This is a genomic window from Exiguobacterium sp. s127, assembly GCF_018618695.1.
Taxonomy (GTDB): Bacteria; Bacillota; Bacilli; order Exiguobacteriales; family Exiguobacteriaceae; genus Exiguobacterium_A; species Exiguobacterium_A oxidotolerans.
Genome location: NZ_JACSMO010000005.1, coordinates 157,361 through 174,971 on the forward strand (window position 1 = coordinate 157,361; position 17,611 = coordinate 174,971).

Annotated in this window: 13 protein-coding genes and 1 riboswitch; of the genes, 10 read left to right on the top strand and 3 right to left on the bottom strand. The window is 49.6% G+C overall.

Annotated elements, in window-relative coordinates; genetic code table 11:
- Nucleotides 1-32: 32 nt before the first annotated feature.
- The 3 genes from uptA to KNP98_RS08745 form a co-directional block, all read right to left on the bottom strand.
- Nucleotides 33-626, bottom strand: coding sequence for an undecaprenyl phosphate transporter UptA (gene uptA / locus KNP98_RS08735; protein WP_214765590.1), 594 nt, complete (start codon nucleotides 624-626; stop codon nucleotides 33-35).
- A 104-nt stretch (nucleotides 627-730) separates the two neighbouring features.
- Nucleotides 731-2,053: a Na+/H+ antiporter family protein gene (locus KNP98_RS08740; protein ID WP_214811159.1), complete on the bottom strand. Its 1,323-nt coding sequence runs from the start codon at nucleotides 2,051-2,053 to the stop codon at nucleotides 731-733.
- Nucleotides 2,054-2,195: 142 nt separating this feature from the next.
- Complete coding sequence (locus KNP98_RS08745; protein ID WP_088836864.1) at nucleotides 2,196-2,747, bottom strand: beta-class carbonic anhydrase; 552 nt, start codon at nucleotides 2,745-2,747, stop codon at nucleotides 2,196-2,198.
- A gap of 332 nt (nucleotides 2,748-3,079) precedes the next feature.
- On the opposite strand from KNP98_RS08745, the gene adhE reads away from it, so the two are divergent.
- The 10 genes from adhE (at nucleotide 3,080) to KNP98_RS08795 (ending at nucleotide 17,470) form a co-directional block, all read left to right on the top strand.
- Nucleotides 3,080-5,674 (top strand): bifunctional acetaldehyde-CoA/alcohol dehydrogenase, encoded by a 2,595-nt coding sequence (gene adhE / locus KNP98_RS08750; protein ID WP_214811161.1) that lies wholly within the window; start codon nucleotides 3,080-3,082, stop codon nucleotides 5,672-5,674.
- 148 nt (nucleotides 5,675-5,822) lie between these two features.
- A riboswitch (TPP riboswitch) is annotated at nucleotides 5,823-5,923 on the top strand.
- Between the two features lie 119 nt (nucleotides 5,924-6,042).
- Nucleotides 6,043-6,813, top strand: coding sequence for a 3-oxoacyl-ACP reductase (locus KNP98_RS08755; RefSeq protein ID WP_251131945.1), 771 nt, complete (start codon nucleotides 6,043-6,045; stop codon nucleotides 6,811-6,813).
- A gap of 37 nt (nucleotides 6,814-6,850) precedes the next feature.
- Nucleotides 6,851-8,188, top strand: a complete 1,338-nt coding sequence (locus tag KNP98_RS08760) for an LLM class flavin-dependent oxidoreductase (RefSeq protein ID WP_214811162.1) — start codon at nucleotides 6,851-6,853, stop codon at nucleotides 8,186-8,188.
- A 149-nt stretch (nucleotides 8,189-8,337) separates the two neighbouring features.
- The gene (locus KNP98_RS08765) at nucleotides 8,338-9,753 is read left to right on the top strand and encodes a hypothetical protein (protein WP_214811163.1); all 1,416 of its coding nucleotides are present in this window, start codon (nucleotides 8,338-8,340) and stop codon (nucleotides 9,751-9,753) included.
- A gap of 211 nt (nucleotides 9,754-9,964) precedes the next feature.
- Nucleotides 9,965-12,682: a bifunctional 2',3'-cyclic-nucleotide 2'-phosphodiesterase/3'-nucleotidase gene (locus tag KNP98_RS08770; protein ID WP_214769592.1), complete on the top strand. Its 2,718-nt coding sequence runs from the start codon at nucleotides 9,965-9,967 to the stop codon at nucleotides 12,680-12,682.
- An 85-nt stretch (nucleotides 12,683-12,767) separates the two neighbouring features.
- Entirely contained in the window at nucleotides 12,768-13,283 is a 516-nt protein-coding gene (locus tag KNP98_RS08775; RefSeq protein WP_088836870.1) for a GrpB family protein, read from the top strand.
- Nucleotides 13,276-13,722 carry a DinB family protein gene (locus KNP98_RS08780; RefSeq protein ID WP_214769587.1) on the top strand — a complete coding sequence of 149 codons (447 nt, stop codon included), beginning with the start codon at nucleotides 13,276-13,278 and terminating at the stop codon, nucleotides 13,720-13,722. The genes KNP98_RS08775 and KNP98_RS08780 overlap by 8 nt, the downstream gene beginning before the upstream one ends.
- Nucleotides 13,723-13,735: 13 nt before the next feature.
- Nucleotides 13,736-14,605, top strand: coding sequence for an alpha/beta fold hydrolase (locus KNP98_RS08785; RefSeq protein ID WP_214807921.1), 870 nt, complete (start codon nucleotides 13,736-13,738; stop codon nucleotides 14,603-14,605).
- A gap of 110 nt (nucleotides 14,606-14,715) precedes the next feature.
- A complete protein-coding gene (locus KNP98_RS08790; RefSeq protein ID WP_214811164.1) occupies nucleotides 14,716-15,834 on the top strand; it encodes a GTP-binding protein in 1,119 nt (372 codons plus the stop codon).
- A gap of 112 nt (nucleotides 15,835-15,946) precedes the next feature.
- Complete coding sequence (locus tag KNP98_RS08795; protein ID WP_088836874.1) at nucleotides 15,947-17,470, top strand: cardiolipin synthase; 1,524 nt, start codon at nucleotides 15,947-15,949, stop codon at nucleotides 17,468-17,470.
- The last annotated feature ends 141 nt before the right edge of the window (nucleotides 17,471-17,611 follow it).

Here is a 17,611-nt window from a genome sequence, read left to right on the forward strand (position 1 = left end):
AGCCTGTCGCAGTAGGACAGGCTGTAAACGGATTACGTCGTACGTTGGCGTTTCTTGAGGGCGACGTACAAGACGATCATGACGACCGCTGCGATTAAGATGCCGTTCGTATAGGGAGCGGCGACGCCTTTAATCGAGCGCCAGTTCGTTCCGAGTGTCTCACCGAGATAGAGAAATAAAATCGACCACGGGATGATTGCGAGAATCGTGTAGATTGAGAACTTTGTTTGATCCATTTTGGCGAGACCTGCCGGAATGGAGATCGCATGGCGGACGACGGGGATGAATCGTGCCCCGAAAATGACACCTTGTCCGTATTTGACGAACCAACGTTCTGCGAGATCAAGATGGTGTTCAGTGATCAATACATATTTTCCGTACTTCAAGATGAGGGGACGACCGCCGTAGCGGGCGAACCAGTACAAAAACAATTGCGAGAACAATCCACCGATGACGGCGGCGACGATAGCGAGTGGCCAGCCGATCGTCCCTTGAGAAATCATGAACCCACCATAGGATAAGACGATCTCACTCGGGATGATTTCAATCATCAAGCCAAGCGCGATTCCGACATAACCTAAGTCGGCTAAATATAGTAAGACGGTATTGACGACGCTAGATAACACGTTCCACACTCCTTTAATTGCACTTCATCCCTTCATTTTAGAGAAGTCCACGCAAAATGGAAAGAAAAAAATCACCCCGTCGTTAAAACGAGATGATTTCTTCATTAAAGAATGACAGCAGCAATCGTACCGAAAATCAGCAATGGTAAGTTGTAGTGTAAAAATGTCGGAATGACCGTTTCACGCATGTGATCGTGTTGTCCGTCAGCATTCAATCCGCTCGTCGGTCCGAGTGTCGAATCACTTGCCGGACTACCGGCGTCACCGAGTGCACCGGCTGTACCGATGATGGCAATCGTCGCCTCGAGACTGAATCCGTACTGGATGCAAAGCGGCACGAAGATGGCGGCGATGACCGGAATCGTCGAGAAACTTGAACCGATTCCGACAGTGACAAGTAATCCAATCAATAGCATGACGAAGGCAGCGACGAGCTGCGAATCGCCCATTAACGATTTTGAGTTTTCAACGAGTGGTTCGATATCACCTGTCTCACGTAAAACGTTTGAGAAGCCATTCGCTGAAATCATGACGAATCCGATGAACGACATCATCCGCATACCGCGTGTGATGACATCGTCTGCTTCGCTGAAGCGGACGAGTCGTAACACGAGGAAGAGCAGGAGGCCGGTCGTCGCGGCGATGATCATCGATTCCGTCGTCAATTGGACGACGAGCGTCGCGATGACGACAATTGAACTCAGTAATAATTTGGATTTCGTGACGATAGGAATCTCGTAATCGTCCGGTGCGATGTTCCGCATCTCATATTCACGCGGTTTCCGGTAATTGTATAAACCGAGTAACAATCCGAACAACATCCCGAGCGCCGGAATCGCCATCGCTTTGATGACTGATGCGCCAGCGGTGTCCATCCCGTTTTCTTGTAAGTTCGGTAACAGAATCTGATTGAGATAGATATCACCGAAACCGATTGGTAAAAACATATACGGTGTGACGAGACCAAACGTCATGATGATGGCCATCCGGCGCCGGTCAATTTTCAAATCATTAAACAGACCGAGTAACGGCGGGATGATGATCGGAATGAAGGCGATGTGAATCGGCAAGACGTTTTGTGAACTGATTGCGAGTAATAAAATCGCGAACATGATGAACCCTTTTAACTTCTTGACCGACGTCGCATCGGCACTTCCTTTTGAGCGAGCAATCAAGCTATGTGCGAGGGCGTCCGGCAAACCTGTTTTCGACAGGGCGACGGCGAACGCACCAAGCAAGGCATAACTGAGGGCAATTTCTGCGCCGGCTCCAAGACCGCCTGAGAAACTTTCGATCGTTTTCGTTAAACCAAGACCGCCGAGTAAACCACCGGCGAGAGCGCTGATGACCATCGCGAGGACGATGTGGACACGGAAGATGGCTAAGACAAATAAAAGGATAACGGCTAAAACAACAGCATTGAACATAACTATAAAACCACGCTTTCTTTTGGTATCACTGTACTATACTAAAGTATCATACAGACCGTTCTTTTTGCTGTCAAGAAAAAAACATAAAAAGGCACGACCGGTGTCGGTCGTACCTTCTTTCTACTATATAAGGACAAGTTTAGCAATCGACGCGGTCGAGTTTCCCTGTGCCGGGGTCGATGACGAGCCCGTGGACGTTCGTGCCCGGTGGTAATAATGGATGGTTTTTAATCAGACCGACGGAATGACTGACGTTTTCTTCGACTGACGTGAACCCGCGTAACCATTGTTTCAAGTCGACGCCGGATGCTTCGAGTGTCTTTAGGACTTGTTGATTGATGCCGCGTCCTTCCATCTCGGCAATCATGTTTGCCGGGTCGATCGTACTCATGCCGCAGTCATGGTGACCGATGACGATGACTTCTTCCGCCCCGAGTGCGTATAAGGCGACGAGGATCGAGCGCATGACGGAACCGAATGGGTGTGACAGAACGGCCCCGGCATTTTTAATGATTTTTGCATCGCCGTTTTTTAGACCGAGCGCGTGCGGGAGGAGTTCCGTCAAGCGGGCATCCATACACGTTAAGATCACGACCTTTTTATCGGGGAATTTATCCGAGATGAATTGTTCGTATTGTTTTTCTTCGACGAATTGTTCGTTGAACGCAAGCATTTGGTTGACGATTGTCATGAAACTTCCTCCTTCAAAACAAATAAATATGTATCTTTTAATAGATTACACGATGTTTCGTCCGTCAGACAAGCAAAGAAAACAGGTCCTGTGAGAAAAGTCACAGGCGAGGGATTCAAAAAGGATGCCTTGTCCGACAACACCTTTTGAGAATGAGAACGTTTTCAATGATGTGAAATAGTTCACAGGATGGTCATGCACAAATCATCAAAAAGGCGGTATGATTGATTTGTGAAGGAAAGCACAAACTATTGAATATCAGCTTGGCATTCCTAACATCTAGTAAGGAAATGCAGACTCAGATTCGTTCCAAAATAGGGAGGAAACCAAACATGGCTGTCAAAGAAAAAATCAAACTAGACGTATCATCTGTCGAACAAACGATCAATAAAATCGTCGCAAAAGGTCAAACCGCATTACAAGAATTATTAACATTTGATCAAGAGAAAATCGATACGATCGTCCGTGACATGGCGCTTGCCGGTCTCGAACGTCACGTTGAACTGGCACGACTCGCCGTAGAAGAAACAGGACGTGGTGTCTTTGAAGATAAAATGATTAAAAATATGTTTGCGACAGAATATATCTATAACAGTCTCCGTGAAGAAAAAACGGTCGGCGTCTTAGAAGAAGATGTTCAAAACGGACTAACATATATCGCAGAACCGGTCGGTGTCGTCTGTGGCGTCACACCTGTGACGAATCCGACATCAACGACGATGTTCAAAGCGTTGATCGCGATTAAAACACGAAACCCGATCATCTTCGCCTTCCACCCGTCAGCGCAAAACTGCTCACTCGAAGCAGCGAAAACGTTACGTGACGCGGCTGTCAAAGCGGGCGCACCGCGTGACTGTATCCAGTGGGTCGAACAACCGTCACTCGAAGCAACAAAAGTCTTGATGAACCACACGGATATCGCGATGGTCCTTGCGACCGGCGGAGCCGGCATGGTCAAATCAGCCTATTCAACAGGTAAGCCGGCACTCGGTGTCGGACCAGGGAACGTCCCATGTTACATCGAAAAAACAGCAAAAATCAAACGTGCCGTCAGTGACCTTGTCCTCTCCAAAACGTTTGATAACGGAATGATTTGTGCATCGGAGCAAGCAGTCATCATCGATCAGGAAATCTACGCGGAAGTTCGGGCGGAGATGGAAGCACTCGGTTGCTACTTCTGTACAGCAGATGAGAAAAAACGTCTCGAAGCGCTCGTCATCAAAACCGATACATGTGCCGTCAATGCTGACATCGTCGGGAAACCGGCAACATGGATCGCAGCAAAAGCCGGCATCGACGTCCCGAGCAATACCGTCATGCTCGTCGCAGAACTTGAAAAAGTCGGCTCAGAAGAACCACTCTCACACGAAAAACTAAGCCCTGTCCTTGGTGCGTATAGCGTCCAGTCAACGGAAGATGCGTTCCATGTCGCCGAACGGATGCTTGAAATCGGTGGCCTCGGTCATACGGCAGTCATCCACACGACGAATGACGACTTGATGACGACATTCGGAATGCGGATGAAAGCCTGCCGGATTCTCGTCAACAGCCCGTCAGCACACGGTGGGATTGGTGATCTGTATAACGAATTGACACCATCACTGACACTCGGTTGCGGCTCTTACGGGAAAAACTCCGTCTCTGAAAACGTAACGGCGAAACATCTACTCAATGTCAAGAAGGTGGCGAGACGACGCGTGAACATGCAGTGGTTCAAAGTACCGGAAAAGATTTTCTTTGAAAAAAATTCAGTCCAATACTTGAAATCGATTCAAGATGTCTCACGTGCGTTGATCGTCACCGATCAAGCGATGGTCGAGTTCGGCTACGCGGATAAAGTCATCCGCAACTTACCGGCAGGCGTCAGCTACCGGATCTTCGACCAAGTCGAACCGGATCCATCGGTTGCAACGGTTCAGACAGGAGCGCAAGCGATGCGCGACTTCAAACCGGACTTGATCATCGCCCTCGGTGGCGGATCAGCGATGGATGCAGCGAAAGGCATGTGGCTCTTCTACGAGCAACCGAACGAAACGTTCTCGAACTTACGTCAAAAGTTCCTCGATATCCGGAAACGGGCCTATAAATTCCCGGCGCTCGGTAACAAAGCGAAGTTCGTCGCCATTCCGACGACGTCTGGAACAGGATCTGAAGTCACACCGTTTACCGTCATCACGGACAAAGAGAAAAACGTCAAGTATCCGATTGCTGACTATGCATTAACACCAGACGTCGCAATCATCGATCCGGAATTCGTCATGACGGTCCCGGCATCAATCACGGCTGACACCGGAATGGACGTCTTGACACATGCGACAGAAGCCTTCGTCTCCGTCCTCGCGAACGACTATACGGACGGACTGGCGCTAAAAGCGATCAAGATGATCTTCGACTACTTGCCACGCGCTTATGCGAATGGTGACGATGCCGAAGCACGCGAAAAAGTTCACAATGCGTCAACGATGGCCGGAATGGCGTTTGCCAATGCCTTCCTCGGGATTAACCATTCGATCGCACACAAAATCGGTGGGGAGTTCCACACGCCACACGGTCGGACGAATGCAATTCTGATGCCACACGTCATCCGCTACAATGCAGCGAAACCGACGAAACTTGCTTCGTTCCCGAAATATGAATCATTCATCGCTGATGAACGGTACGCAGAAATCGCCCGTTATCTCGGACTACCGGCAGCGACGACGGAACAAGGTGTCGAATCATTAATCCAAGCGATCACAGAACTCGGACAACAGTTGAACATCAAAATGTCGTTCAAAGCCCAAGGCATCAAAAAAGCCGACTTTGAAGCAAAACTCGATAAGATGGCCGTCGATGCATTCGAGGATCAATGTACGACAGCGAATCCGAAAATGCCGCTCGTGACGGAACTTCGGAACATCATGGAACTTGCCTACGAAGGCGTATAACAGAGAAATAAATCATGGCAATCAAAAGAGCCTTGCTTCCGGTCGACGGAGGCAAGGCTTTCGTTCGTAATCAAAAGAGACACCGACAAAACTGTCCTGTCATTATTGACAGATATTTCTAAGACCGCTAAAGTGAAAGTAACTTGAATAGAATCACTAGGGGTGTTACTAAACTGAGATGAGTAGATACTCAAACCCTTTGAACCTGAACTAGTTCGTACTAGCGTAGGGAAGTGTAGACTCTAATAAACAAGCGAAGACCAGTCTGTCGGTTTTTTGCTATGTGATTATTTAGACGTGCGCAACTTTCCTTTTGGAGAGTTGCGCTTTTTTTGTTTACGACTTCGCTATTTAAGTTGCAAAAGACGATGAAGGAGTGGAAGACAGTGAACAGAACGGTAGTAGTGACGGGAAGCAGTCGGGGACTTGGCGCGACGATTGCAAGAGTATTGGTGAACAATGGGTTTAAAGTTGTGATTAATTATTATAAGAGCAAGGATGCGGCAGAGGAACTCGTAAATGAGCTCGGTGCAGAACATGCCATTGCCCTGTATGCGGATGTCACGAAGCGAGAAGACGTCGAGACATTGATGCAGTCAGCGACAGCTCATTACGGACAAATCGATGTCGTAATCAATAATGCATTAGTCGATTTTAAGTTCGATCCGCGCGCTCAAAAATCATTCATCGATTTGGAATGGGAAGATTATCAAAAACAGTTGGATGGCACGTTGAAAGCAGCGTTCCACGTCGTGCAAAGTGTTCTGCCGCAATTCATTGAACGAAATAACGGCACCATCATCAGCATCGGCACGAATCTGTATCAAAACCCGGTAGTTCCCTATCACGAATATACGACGGCAAAAGCAGGGTTGATCGGCTTTACGCGTAATCTTGCATCAGAGCTAGGACAGTACGGCATAAACGTGAATGTCGTCTCCGGCGGCTTGTTAAAAGTGACGGATGCCAGTGCTGTGACGACCGCTGAAGTATTCGAATTGATTGCCCAATCAACTCCGTTAAAAAGAGTGACGACGCCGGAAGAGGTTGCGCAATTGGTCGCCTTTTTAGCGTCAGAAGCAGCCTCTGGCATTACCGGTCAAAATCTAACCGTAGATGGCGGATTGACGATGAACTGATGTCAGCGCTCAGGAGAAAGGAGTCAGGGACCTAAAGATGACGAAAACGAAGCAGTTAAACATCGGTGTTTTATTGTACGGCTGTGGCCATCATCAAGCGGCATGGTTAATGCCGGATTCTGCGATTGAAGAAATCGGGGAGAGCGGTTATTATCAGCGATTGGCTCAACTAGCGGAAGCGGGCTGCCTGGATGCTGTATTTTTTGCTGACAATCAATCTTTTCCTGCTGCAAACGCAACTGAACTACCGGCCTTTTGGCTCGATCCTGTAATCAATTTAACCGCTATTTCTCAAGTAACCCGCCATATCGGGTTAGTTTCAACGATATCGAGTACGTTTTCAAATCCGTATACAGCGGCGAGACAACTGTTAAGCCTTGATCACGTGACGAACGGGCGTGTCGGCTGGAACCTGGTGACGTCGATGACGGACTGGGAAGCGTTAAACCATAGTATGGATAGGCTCCCTGCAAGGTACGAACGGTATCAAAAGGCGGATGAATTTGCGTCTGTAATGGAAAAATTATTTTTATCCTGGGATCGAGCTGATTTCCTTTCGAGCCGGACGGACAACCGGTTAATTGATCCTGAAAAGATTCAACCATTCCATCATAGCGGGACCTACTTCAACGTAAAAGGTCCTTCGTCTACACCGCGTAGTCCTCAAGGGAAGCCGGTGGCAATGCAGGCGGGTGCATCTGCCCAAGGGATTGCACTTGCATCAAAGCACGCGGATGCCGTCTATTCGGTGTCGTGGAATGTAAAGCAAGCGAAAGCATTCCGGGAAAGTCTACAGACACAAATCAAAGAAAGTGAGTCACCGGAGCGGCAGATTAAAATCTTTCCAGGATTGGTTACATACGTCGGTCGAACCCGGGAAGAGGCGCTGGCGAAGAAAGCCGAACTGGATGAGAAATTACCGGTCGCGAATGCCTTGAAGCAACTGAGTTTCTTTTTGCAACAGGACTGTTCTGATTGGGATCTTGACAAAGCGGTGCCGTCCTTACCGCCTGTCGATGCGTTTTCAGGACCGGTCGGACGCTATAAAACGATTCTTGAAATCATCGATGATACAAAGCCTACATTAAGAGAACTGTTAGGTTATCTGGCAGCTGGTGGGGGACACCTGACACTGATAGGTACACCGGAAGAAATCGTCGATCAGATGGAGCTGTGGTTTGAAATGGGTATCGCAGACGGATTTAATCTGATGCCGCCGTCACTCCCGTCAAGCTTAGAGGATTTTGTAGACCTGATCGTTCCTGAACTGCAAAAAAGAGGATTGTTTAGAAAAGCCTATCAAGGGACTACGCTTCGGGAACATTTTGGTTTAGCTCAGGTGGGGCAGTCGGACGTGAAAAAAATCGTAAACTAAGCGTTCCTGCCAATCGGAGTTTGGCGTCTGGGAAGTAACCCGTTCGTCATGAACGGGCTACTTTTTGTATTTAATGCAGAAGATTCGTTTTCAAATCACCCGGAACAGGAATAACTATACAAACAATCTAATCAAGGGGAGGCGCTTTTATGGAGCGGAGGCAACAGCGAAAGGAACGCTCGCATATGTTACGCAATATCTTGTTTGGTATAGGACTCGCTTGTATTGGTTTTCTCGTCCTGTTCGGTGTCATGACCGTTCTCGTCCAACAAATCGAGAAATCTGCCGATTACCAGGCGTTCGTCGAACTGATGCAGGACGCGGACGTCTCGTGGACGACACTGGAATTGACCCTCGTGTTCCTCCTGTTTTTCATCAGCGGAATGGCTGTCACGTTGCCGGAAGCCGTCAAAGAGGGATTGACGAATCAACTGATTGGCGCAAATGATACGGGGAACATCTTATCGGTTTTCGGAATCGATCTCAATCAAGTCTTGGAACCCCTGTCCTTCCGCGCCGAATATGGGAGTCCCTTCTTATCGATTTTCGGAATCGGTCTATTCCTAATCTTATTCTTAGTTTTACGGATCGGCGCAACGCGTGTGACCTGGACGATTCGAACAGTCAGCTTTTTAGCGGCGAGTTTCGTCTTGTTTGCATTTACGTTCAACACAGCACTCGGGATTGATGTGCTGACAATTGATCAAGCGACCGTCTGGAACGGAATCTTCATTTTACTCTTTTTGACAGGTCTATTTTATCTCGCGTTTTATCCACGACAACTGTCCGGTATGTCAGCCGCCTCCCGTGCTGCGATCATTATCCTGATGGTCGCAAGTAGTGCACAACTGTTCTTTACGGTGACGGATGAAGCGAAATATGAGGGGGACGCCTCGACCCGGACGTGGTTGACTGTTTCGAGTTTAAACGCAGGCAGTGACGGCTGGTATGATTTGATGCACGGCAGTCAAGTGACCTACAAGGCAAATGTCCTTGGTGCAAGATTAAATGTCCCGGTGACGTTTTTGAACGGGGAAACCGACGTGACGCGGTTGAAACGATCGATGGAGGACGTCGTCAACCGAATCGACGCCGAGCGCGTCACGAATCAATTGTTGACTGTCATCGGGGGCGAACGTCCCGATTTATCGAATACGCGTTTGACGCTTGACGCAGTCGATTACGGAACGGCACGAAATGTCGTCCTTGCGGTGGACGCTCGGTCGGCCGGGCAAACGGCGGCCGCTGATCAAGTCGAACAGGATAAGCCGTTCCCGTTTTGGCTGTTCCTGGTTGTCCCGTTCGTCGTCTATCTCCTTGTCAGCATCCGGGCCTTTAAGAAAATATACGATCCCGTCGTTTTCGCTGTTGCGACCAGTTTGATTAGCTGGTTCATCTGTTCGCTGACGGGGACATCGTTTGCACTCTTATGGCAAGACGAGGCTCTCGTCCGGTTCAGTCAAGAGACGGCGACGGTGACGACGATTCTCTATGCGACGGTACTGGCACTGATTGCCGGTTTCATCGGTTACGCAATCAAACGACAGCATCATGGTGATAGATGAAGGGTGAAAACCGTTTCCCGTAAGTTCGGGGAGCGGTTTTCTTTTTTACAAGTAAATTTGTAAAGGTTCAAGGTTAATGTAAAGCCAATTTGTGGAATTAGTTAAGAAGGTTAAATAAGACGGATGTCCGACCTATTCAAAGAGGTTATAAGCTACAATCAAAGCGTGTTAAATTAATTGAGCAGTCATTTATATCTTAGGGGGAAACCAGATGAAACAGGCTACAAAAATTATTATCGCTACCACGTTGATCGCACCGATGTTAGCACCCGTCATCCAAGTCAAAACACTCGCAGCAGATGACAGTGTCGTCAAACTACGTTTTCTAGAAACAACAGATTTACATACAAACTCGATGAATTATGATTACTTCAAAGACGCGCAAGATGAGTCGATCGGTCTCGTCAAAGCAGCGACAGTCATCAAACAGCAACAAAACGTCGTCGGCGAAACGAACAGCTTCCTGTTCGATAACGGGGACACACTCCAAGGCACGCCGTTCGGGGATTATGTCAAAAATCAGTACGATCAAGGCAACAAAGGCAAACACCCGATGTATGAATTAATGGAATACCTCGGTTACGACGCCGTCACGCTCGGTAACCATGAGTTCAACTTCGGACTCGACTTCCTGAAGTCAGCGATGAGTGCTTCAAGCGGTTCAATCAAGTTCGTCAACTCAAACGTCCTCGACGCCGTGACGAAACAACCAATCGTCGCGGAATACAATGAAGACGGAAAAGACTATCAAATCATTGAACGGCAAGTGATGGATCAAAACAATCAACCGAAAACAATCAAAGTCGGCGTCTTCGGTGTCGTCACACCACAAATCATGGCGTGGGACGCGGGGAACTTGACCGGTAAAGTGACGGCGGAAGCCATCATCCCGGTCGCTAAAGCGACGGCGAAAAAACTAAAAGACGCTGGTGCAGACGTCGTCGTTGCGTTGGCCCACTCCGGAATCGGGGATACGATCGACCAAAAAGACGGCGATGAGAACGTCGGGTATGCGTTATCGAAGCTGGCTGACATCGATGTCTTGATGACCGGTCACCAGCACGGAAAATTCCCGGCAGCTGACTCGGCATTCAATAAGTTACCGAACGTCGATGCCGAAAAAGGGCTGATTAACGGAAAACCGGTCGTCATGGCGAACACGCAAGGGAAAAATGTCGGTGTCATCGATCTGCAATTAAAACAAGTCGACGGCAAGTGGACGATCGATACGTCATCTGCGAAACTCGCTGACGTCACGAAAGAGACGGTCGCTGATGCCGGTGCGGTCAAGCTGATCGAGAAGTCGCATCAAGGAACACTCGACTATATCCGTCAGGAAGTCGGAACGATCAACGACGATATCCAAAGTTTCTTTGCACTCGTCCAGGATGATGATTCCGTCCAGTTCGTCACGAACGCTCAAAAATGGTACGTCGAAAAACAGTTAAAAGACAATGCGGAACTCGCGAAATATAAAGATTTGCCACTCTTATCTGCCGGTGCACCATTCAAAACAGGCGGACGGAATCAAGTCAATGCGGCAGACTACACGTTGATTAAAAAAGGCCCGATCGCACTGAAAAACGTCGCTGATCTATATGTCTATCCGAACACGCTTGAAGTCGTCAAGGTGACGGGCAAAGACGTCAAGAACTGGCTCGAGATGTCGGCCGGTCAATTCAATGAAGTATCAGGTGAACAAACCGATTTATTGAACAAGGATTTCCGCAGCTACAACTTCGATATCCTCGACGGATTGACGTATGAAATCGACATTACGAAACCCGCGAAGTATGACTACAACGGCGTCGTCGTCAACGCGGATGCCAGTCGTGTCCAAGACATCAAGTACGAAGGCAAGGAAATCACGGATGAGCAGGAATTCCTCGTCGCGACAAACAACTACCGTGCAGGCAGTGCGTCGTTCCCGGGTCTTGGTGGCGGAAAAAACATCGTCTACAAGTCAGCGTACGAAACACGGAACGTCATCTCAGACTTCATCCAAGCCAAGCAGCCGGTCGACTATAAGGCCGATGCGAACTGGTCGCTTGTTGCCAGTAAACCGATGACGGTCAACTTCGATTCAGCGGAAGCGGCAGCAGCATATACGAAACGTTACGAAGGGATCACGAATACAGGCGTGACACGTGCCGGTGAAACGGGAACGTTCCTGAAGTTCGAAATGAACGTGCCGATGAAAAACTTTAATGTTAACGTTGCAACCGTCAAACCGGGAGCGAAAGTCGTCACAGGAACAGCTGTTGCCGGAGCGAAGATTACCGTCAAACTCGGATCAACAGTTCTCGGAACGGCGACTGCTGACGAAACAGGAAAGTATGCGGTAACGGTTCGTCCGGTCAAGCTCCGTGACAAACTGACGGTCGTCTCGGAACTCGGATTCATGAAAAAATCAGCAACCGTCACGGTCGGAACAGGCTTCGTCGCGACACCGGCGATCGATAAAAAATCAGCCGTCTACGGTTCGACGGTCTTGACGGGTAAAGCGACAGCAGGACTTGATGTCACGCTGTACAAAGGGTCGACAAAAATTGCCAAAGCAAAAACGACAGCGAGCGGCTTTAAGATTCCAGTCAAAAACGGTTTGACGACAGGGACATACACGGTCAAATCGACGGATATCTCGCACAAAGTCACGAAAAAAGCATCATTCACGATTAAAAACACCTACCCGGTCAAAAAATGGACAGGTAAAAAGACGTTGACGGGCAAAGTCGAAAAACGTCAAATCGTCCGTCTGTTCGAAAAAACGAGCAGCGGCTATCGATTGATTGCTCAAGACGTCGCCGACAACCACGGCAACTACGTCCTGAAAATGCGGACGGGTCTTGCGACAGGTTCGTACAAGATGAATGTCTACACGGCATCGGATCGTCTCGATCAATCCCGTTACTTCATCACGAAAAAATAACCGAACGAAAACGACCTCGCACGCTTGAGGTCGTTTTGTTTTGCTTAAAGAACTGGCATACTAAATAACAAAGGAGAGGATTGGTATGAGACAAGTCATCGTTACACCGTATCAAGAGGTATGGGCAGAAATGTTCGAAACGGAAGCGGCACAACTGCGGGCGATTTTCGGGCAACGGTTGCGTGGCATCCATCATATCGGCAGTACATCGGTCGCGGGACTGTCGGCAAAACCGATCATCGACATCTTACCGGTCGTCGATACGCTGGGTGAGATTGAGTCGTTCGACACGGCGATGGAAGCACTCGGTTACGAAGTCATGGGCGAGTTCGGCATGCCGGGACGGCGTTACTACCGCAAGGGCGGCGATGCGCGGACGCATCACATCCATCTCTATGCGGACGGCAGTCCGGAAATCAGGCGTCATGTCGTCTTTCGCGATTACTTACGGCAGCATCCGCAAGAAGCGACAGCTTACAGCGACATCAAGGAACAACTGGCGAAGCAGCATCCGGTCGACATCAGTGCCTACATCGCCGGTAAGGATGCGTTCGTCAAGGAAATGGAACACCGTGCGCTCGCGTGGTGGTCCCGTGGATGAGTGGCAACAGGCGTTACAACGGCACGTCGCCGTTGGTGTCCGGACGACAAGCCGATTGATGGAACGGATTCGACAGGACGATTGGCAGAAGCGACCGATTGCGGGGAAGCGGTCCGTATATGAAGTCGCCGCCCATCTTGCCGTGTTGCTCGAAGCGGATTTGCGGATTGCGACCGGCGCGACGGCAGAGGAGATGGCGCAGTTTTATGCGATCCCGGTGCTGACCGGTCAGCTTGTCGACCGCTTGGACCAGTCATGGCAGTATTATCAAGACCGGCTGGCGGGTGATTTTGCGACGGAACCGACCTACTGGGGCGTCAGAGACAGTTCGTCCGGTTGGTTGGTGGAAGCAGCCGTCCACTTGTATCATCACCGGTCACAATTGTTTGATTACTTAAATCTGCTCGGGTACGATATCGAGCTGGCGTTATTTGAATAAGGGGGGGCTTAAAGTGGAACGGATTGTTGAGACGGTTGACGGACGGTTTGACACCCGGTTGACGGGAACAGGAAATGTGACGTTCATCCTCGATCACGGGATGATGTCGAACCACCACCAGTGGGGCTGGTTGCGCGGCGAGTTATTGCAGCTCGGACGCGTCTTTGAATATTCACGGCTCGGGTACGGCAAGTCCTCGCGCGGCAAAACGAAACGATTTTTTAGTCAACAGGCGGCTGAACTCGGACGCGTCCTGGATGTACTCACAATCGACGGACCGTTTCTGTTCATCGGTCATTCGCTCGGTGCCTATATCTCGCTCGAACTCGGGCGCCGTCGTCCGGACGAGACGGTTGGCATCGTCTTGCTCGATCCGTCACATCCGGAAGTTGATGTTGAACTGCCGGACTGGTATGAGCGGATGCAGGAAAAGTGGAACCGTTTTTTGTATGTCCTCAGTCATATCCGTCCTCTCGCCTGGTTGATTCCGGACAATCTTGGGGCGCGGATGTTCAAAAGCCTTCCGAAAGCGGACCGTGTCCCGCTGTGGCGACAGTTGAGCCGGACGCATCACTGGCGGGGCACGCTTGACGAGTGGGACACCGTCGCACACAACAATCAGCAGATTTTGCAGCTCGTCCCGCACGTGACGCCACCGGTTCTTGTATTGTCAGCTTCTGATTGGGCGGGCGGGATGCCTGAAAAATGGCTGAACAAAGATTTGACGAAACGGATCAATGCAGCTCATGAACGGTTTGCCGATAGTTTGCCGGATGCGAGATTCCATCTGATTGCGAATACGAACCATTACACGATTGCCGGTTTTTCAAAAGAGGCTGCCGAAAGAATCGTCCAGTTGATCCGGACGACGTTTTTTGAATGAACGGACGGTCGTTGTCCTGACTTTTTTAATTTTTCGGGACTTGACAGTCTAAATCGGAATCGTTACTATTTAAAACGTAATCATTACGATTTATAAAGGGGACGATTTACATGTCACGCATTCCGATCACGGTCCTGTCCGGTTATCTTGGTGCAGGAAAAACAACAGTCTTGAATCACTTATTACATAATCGGGCAGGGCGGAAGCTCGCCATCATCGTCAACGATATGAGTGAAGTCAATATCGATGCGGCATTGATTGAAAAGGCCGGCTTTTCAAGGACGGAGGAGTCGTTCGTGACGTTATCGAACGGTTGCATCTGTTGTACGCTTCGTGATGATCTATTAGTTGAAGTCCGTCGCCTCGTCGACCAAGGCGATCTGGATGGCATCGTCATCGAATCAAGCGGGATCTCGGAACCGATTCCGGTTGCCCAAACGTTTACGTACGTCGATGAAGACAGCCGAATCGATTTGACGGACGCGACGAAAATCAATGCGATGGTGACGGTCATCGACGGGTACAGTTTCCTGAAAGATTTTGAGTCCGGCGAATCACTAATTGAACGGCAACAGGCAGTTGATGAACAGGACGTCCGGGAAGTCGTTGACTTGCTCGTCGACCAGGTCGAGTTTGCGGATATCCTTCTCTTGAACAAAGTGGACCGACTGACGGCGGAAGAACGTATCGAAGTCATTCGTTATTTGAAAGCACTGAACCCGGTGGCGAAACTGATCGAGACGACCTACGGACAAGTCGACTCGGCAGCAATTCTTGACGTCGATTTATTTGATTTTGAGCAGGCGGCAGGAAGTGCCGGTTGGATCCGTGAGCTTAATGCCGAGGAACATGTCCCGGAGACGGAAGAATACGGGATTCAATCCTTTGTTTATCGGCGGGAGGTCCCGTTTCATCCGGAGCGCCTGCTTGCGTTGATTGAGACGTGGCCGGAAACAATCGTCCGCGCGAAAGGATTTTTGTTCCTCGCGACACGACCGGAAGTGGCACTCTTGTTTCATCAGGCAGGATATGCGTCGAATATGGAATACGCCGGACGGTTCGAGACGCAAGCGGATCGCCGGACGGAACTCGTCCTGATCGGGATTGGTTTGGATCAAAAACGGCTTGAAGCACAATTCGATGCCTGCCTCGTTCAGCGGGATGAAACTGATTGGGCCTCGCTCGCCGATCCGCTTCCGGGTCGCGCGATGTACGATGACGTTTTTTAAATTCAGGTCAACTTTTGAAGAAATCACATCTGTGGTTTCTTTTTTTGCTATATTTTTAAAGGAGACAGGGAAATGACGATAAGAGAGTATGTTTCATAGAGGGGGAAGTAAAGTGCGCAATCGGGTTTTACAGTTCGCGCTCGTGTTTTTAGTCGCTGGAGGTATCATTTGGACATTGTATCAATTGGATTACCTCTATTTTGTATTAACGATTTCCGCGGTCGTCGTGCCGCTCGCCGTCATCATGATTATCTTCATTGAAAATCGGACGGCAGAATCGACGATTGCCTGGTTTCTAGTCTTAATCTTTTTACCGATTCTCGGGGTCATCATCTGGATGATGTTCGGTCGGAACCCGCGTCGCCGTCGCCGGAACCGCCGGTCGCATGATGAGCGGATGTTACTCAAACAAGCGACCCGGCCGGTCCGTTCGCTCGCCGTCAGTGAATTGCCGGCAAATCACCTGAAGCTCGCCAACACGATTCGAAACTTCGGTGGCGGTGGGGTCGATGTCCATACGGCAAGTAAAATTTTGACGAACGGAACGGAGACGTTCCCGGCGATTCTTGAGGCGATCCGGAGTGCGAAGCATCACGTCCACATCCAGTATTACATCTACCGCAACGATGAGACGGGGAAGGCGATCCGTGAAGCATTGATTGAACGGCTAGAAGCCGGGGTCGAAGTCCGCTTCATGTACGACGGGCTCGGCAGTTATATGCTCGGGGAAGGCTTTTTACGTCCGCTCCGTGACGCCGGAGCAAAAATCGCCGCGTATGATCCGATTTCGAGTCCCTTGTTCATCTTCACGGCAAACTTCCGGAATCACCGGAAAATCGTCGTCATCGACGGCAAAGTCGGCTTTACCGGTGGATTGAACGTCGGCGATGAATACGATGGTAAAAACAAGAAATTTGGATTTTGGCGCGATACGCACCTTCGACTCGAAGGGCGTGCCGTCAAGGAGTTGCAGGCGACGTTTTTGGATGATTGGATTTATGCGCATCTTGAAGGGACGGATACATGGGAGACGTTCGGTGGCGAGGACGGATTAGCACGCTACTTCCCGAAACATGACGCTGAGACGGACGGGGCGGTACAAGTCGTCACGAGTGGACCGACGTCAAAAGATCCGGCGATCCGTAATGCCTTGATTGCAGCAATCATCTCTGCCCAGCGCTCGATTTGGATTGCGACGCCCTATTTGATTCCGGACAATGAAACGATGACATTGCTGCGGCTTGCGGCACGGGCCGGGCTCGACGTCCGGATTTTGACGCCGGGACGAGGGGACAGCTTCACGTCGTATTACGGGACACGCTCTTATTTCGGACCATTGCTCAAAGACGGAGTGAAAATTTATACGTATAACCGTCACTTCATCCATGCGAAAATCGTGTTGATTGATGGCAAGATCGGCGTCGTCGGGACGGCGAACATGGATATTCGCAGTTTCGTCCTCAACTACGAAATCATGGCGTTTCTCTATGATACGGAAAGTGCATCGAAGCTTGAGCGGGACTTCATCGATGACTTCGAAGTTTCGATTCAGTTGTCGTCCAATGATTATGTCAAGCGATCGCTTCGTTTCCGTCTGTTCGAATCATTCTCGCGGCTGATTTCGCCCTTATTATAAAAAGCAGAGTTCGTAGTCCCGTCGATAATGCATTGGCGGGACTACTTTTTTTGAATAATGGATTAGTTGGAACTTGAAACGGGAACAAACAGTTTTATACACTTAGGGTGTACATCGGTTGCACTACTTACTTTTTGGAAG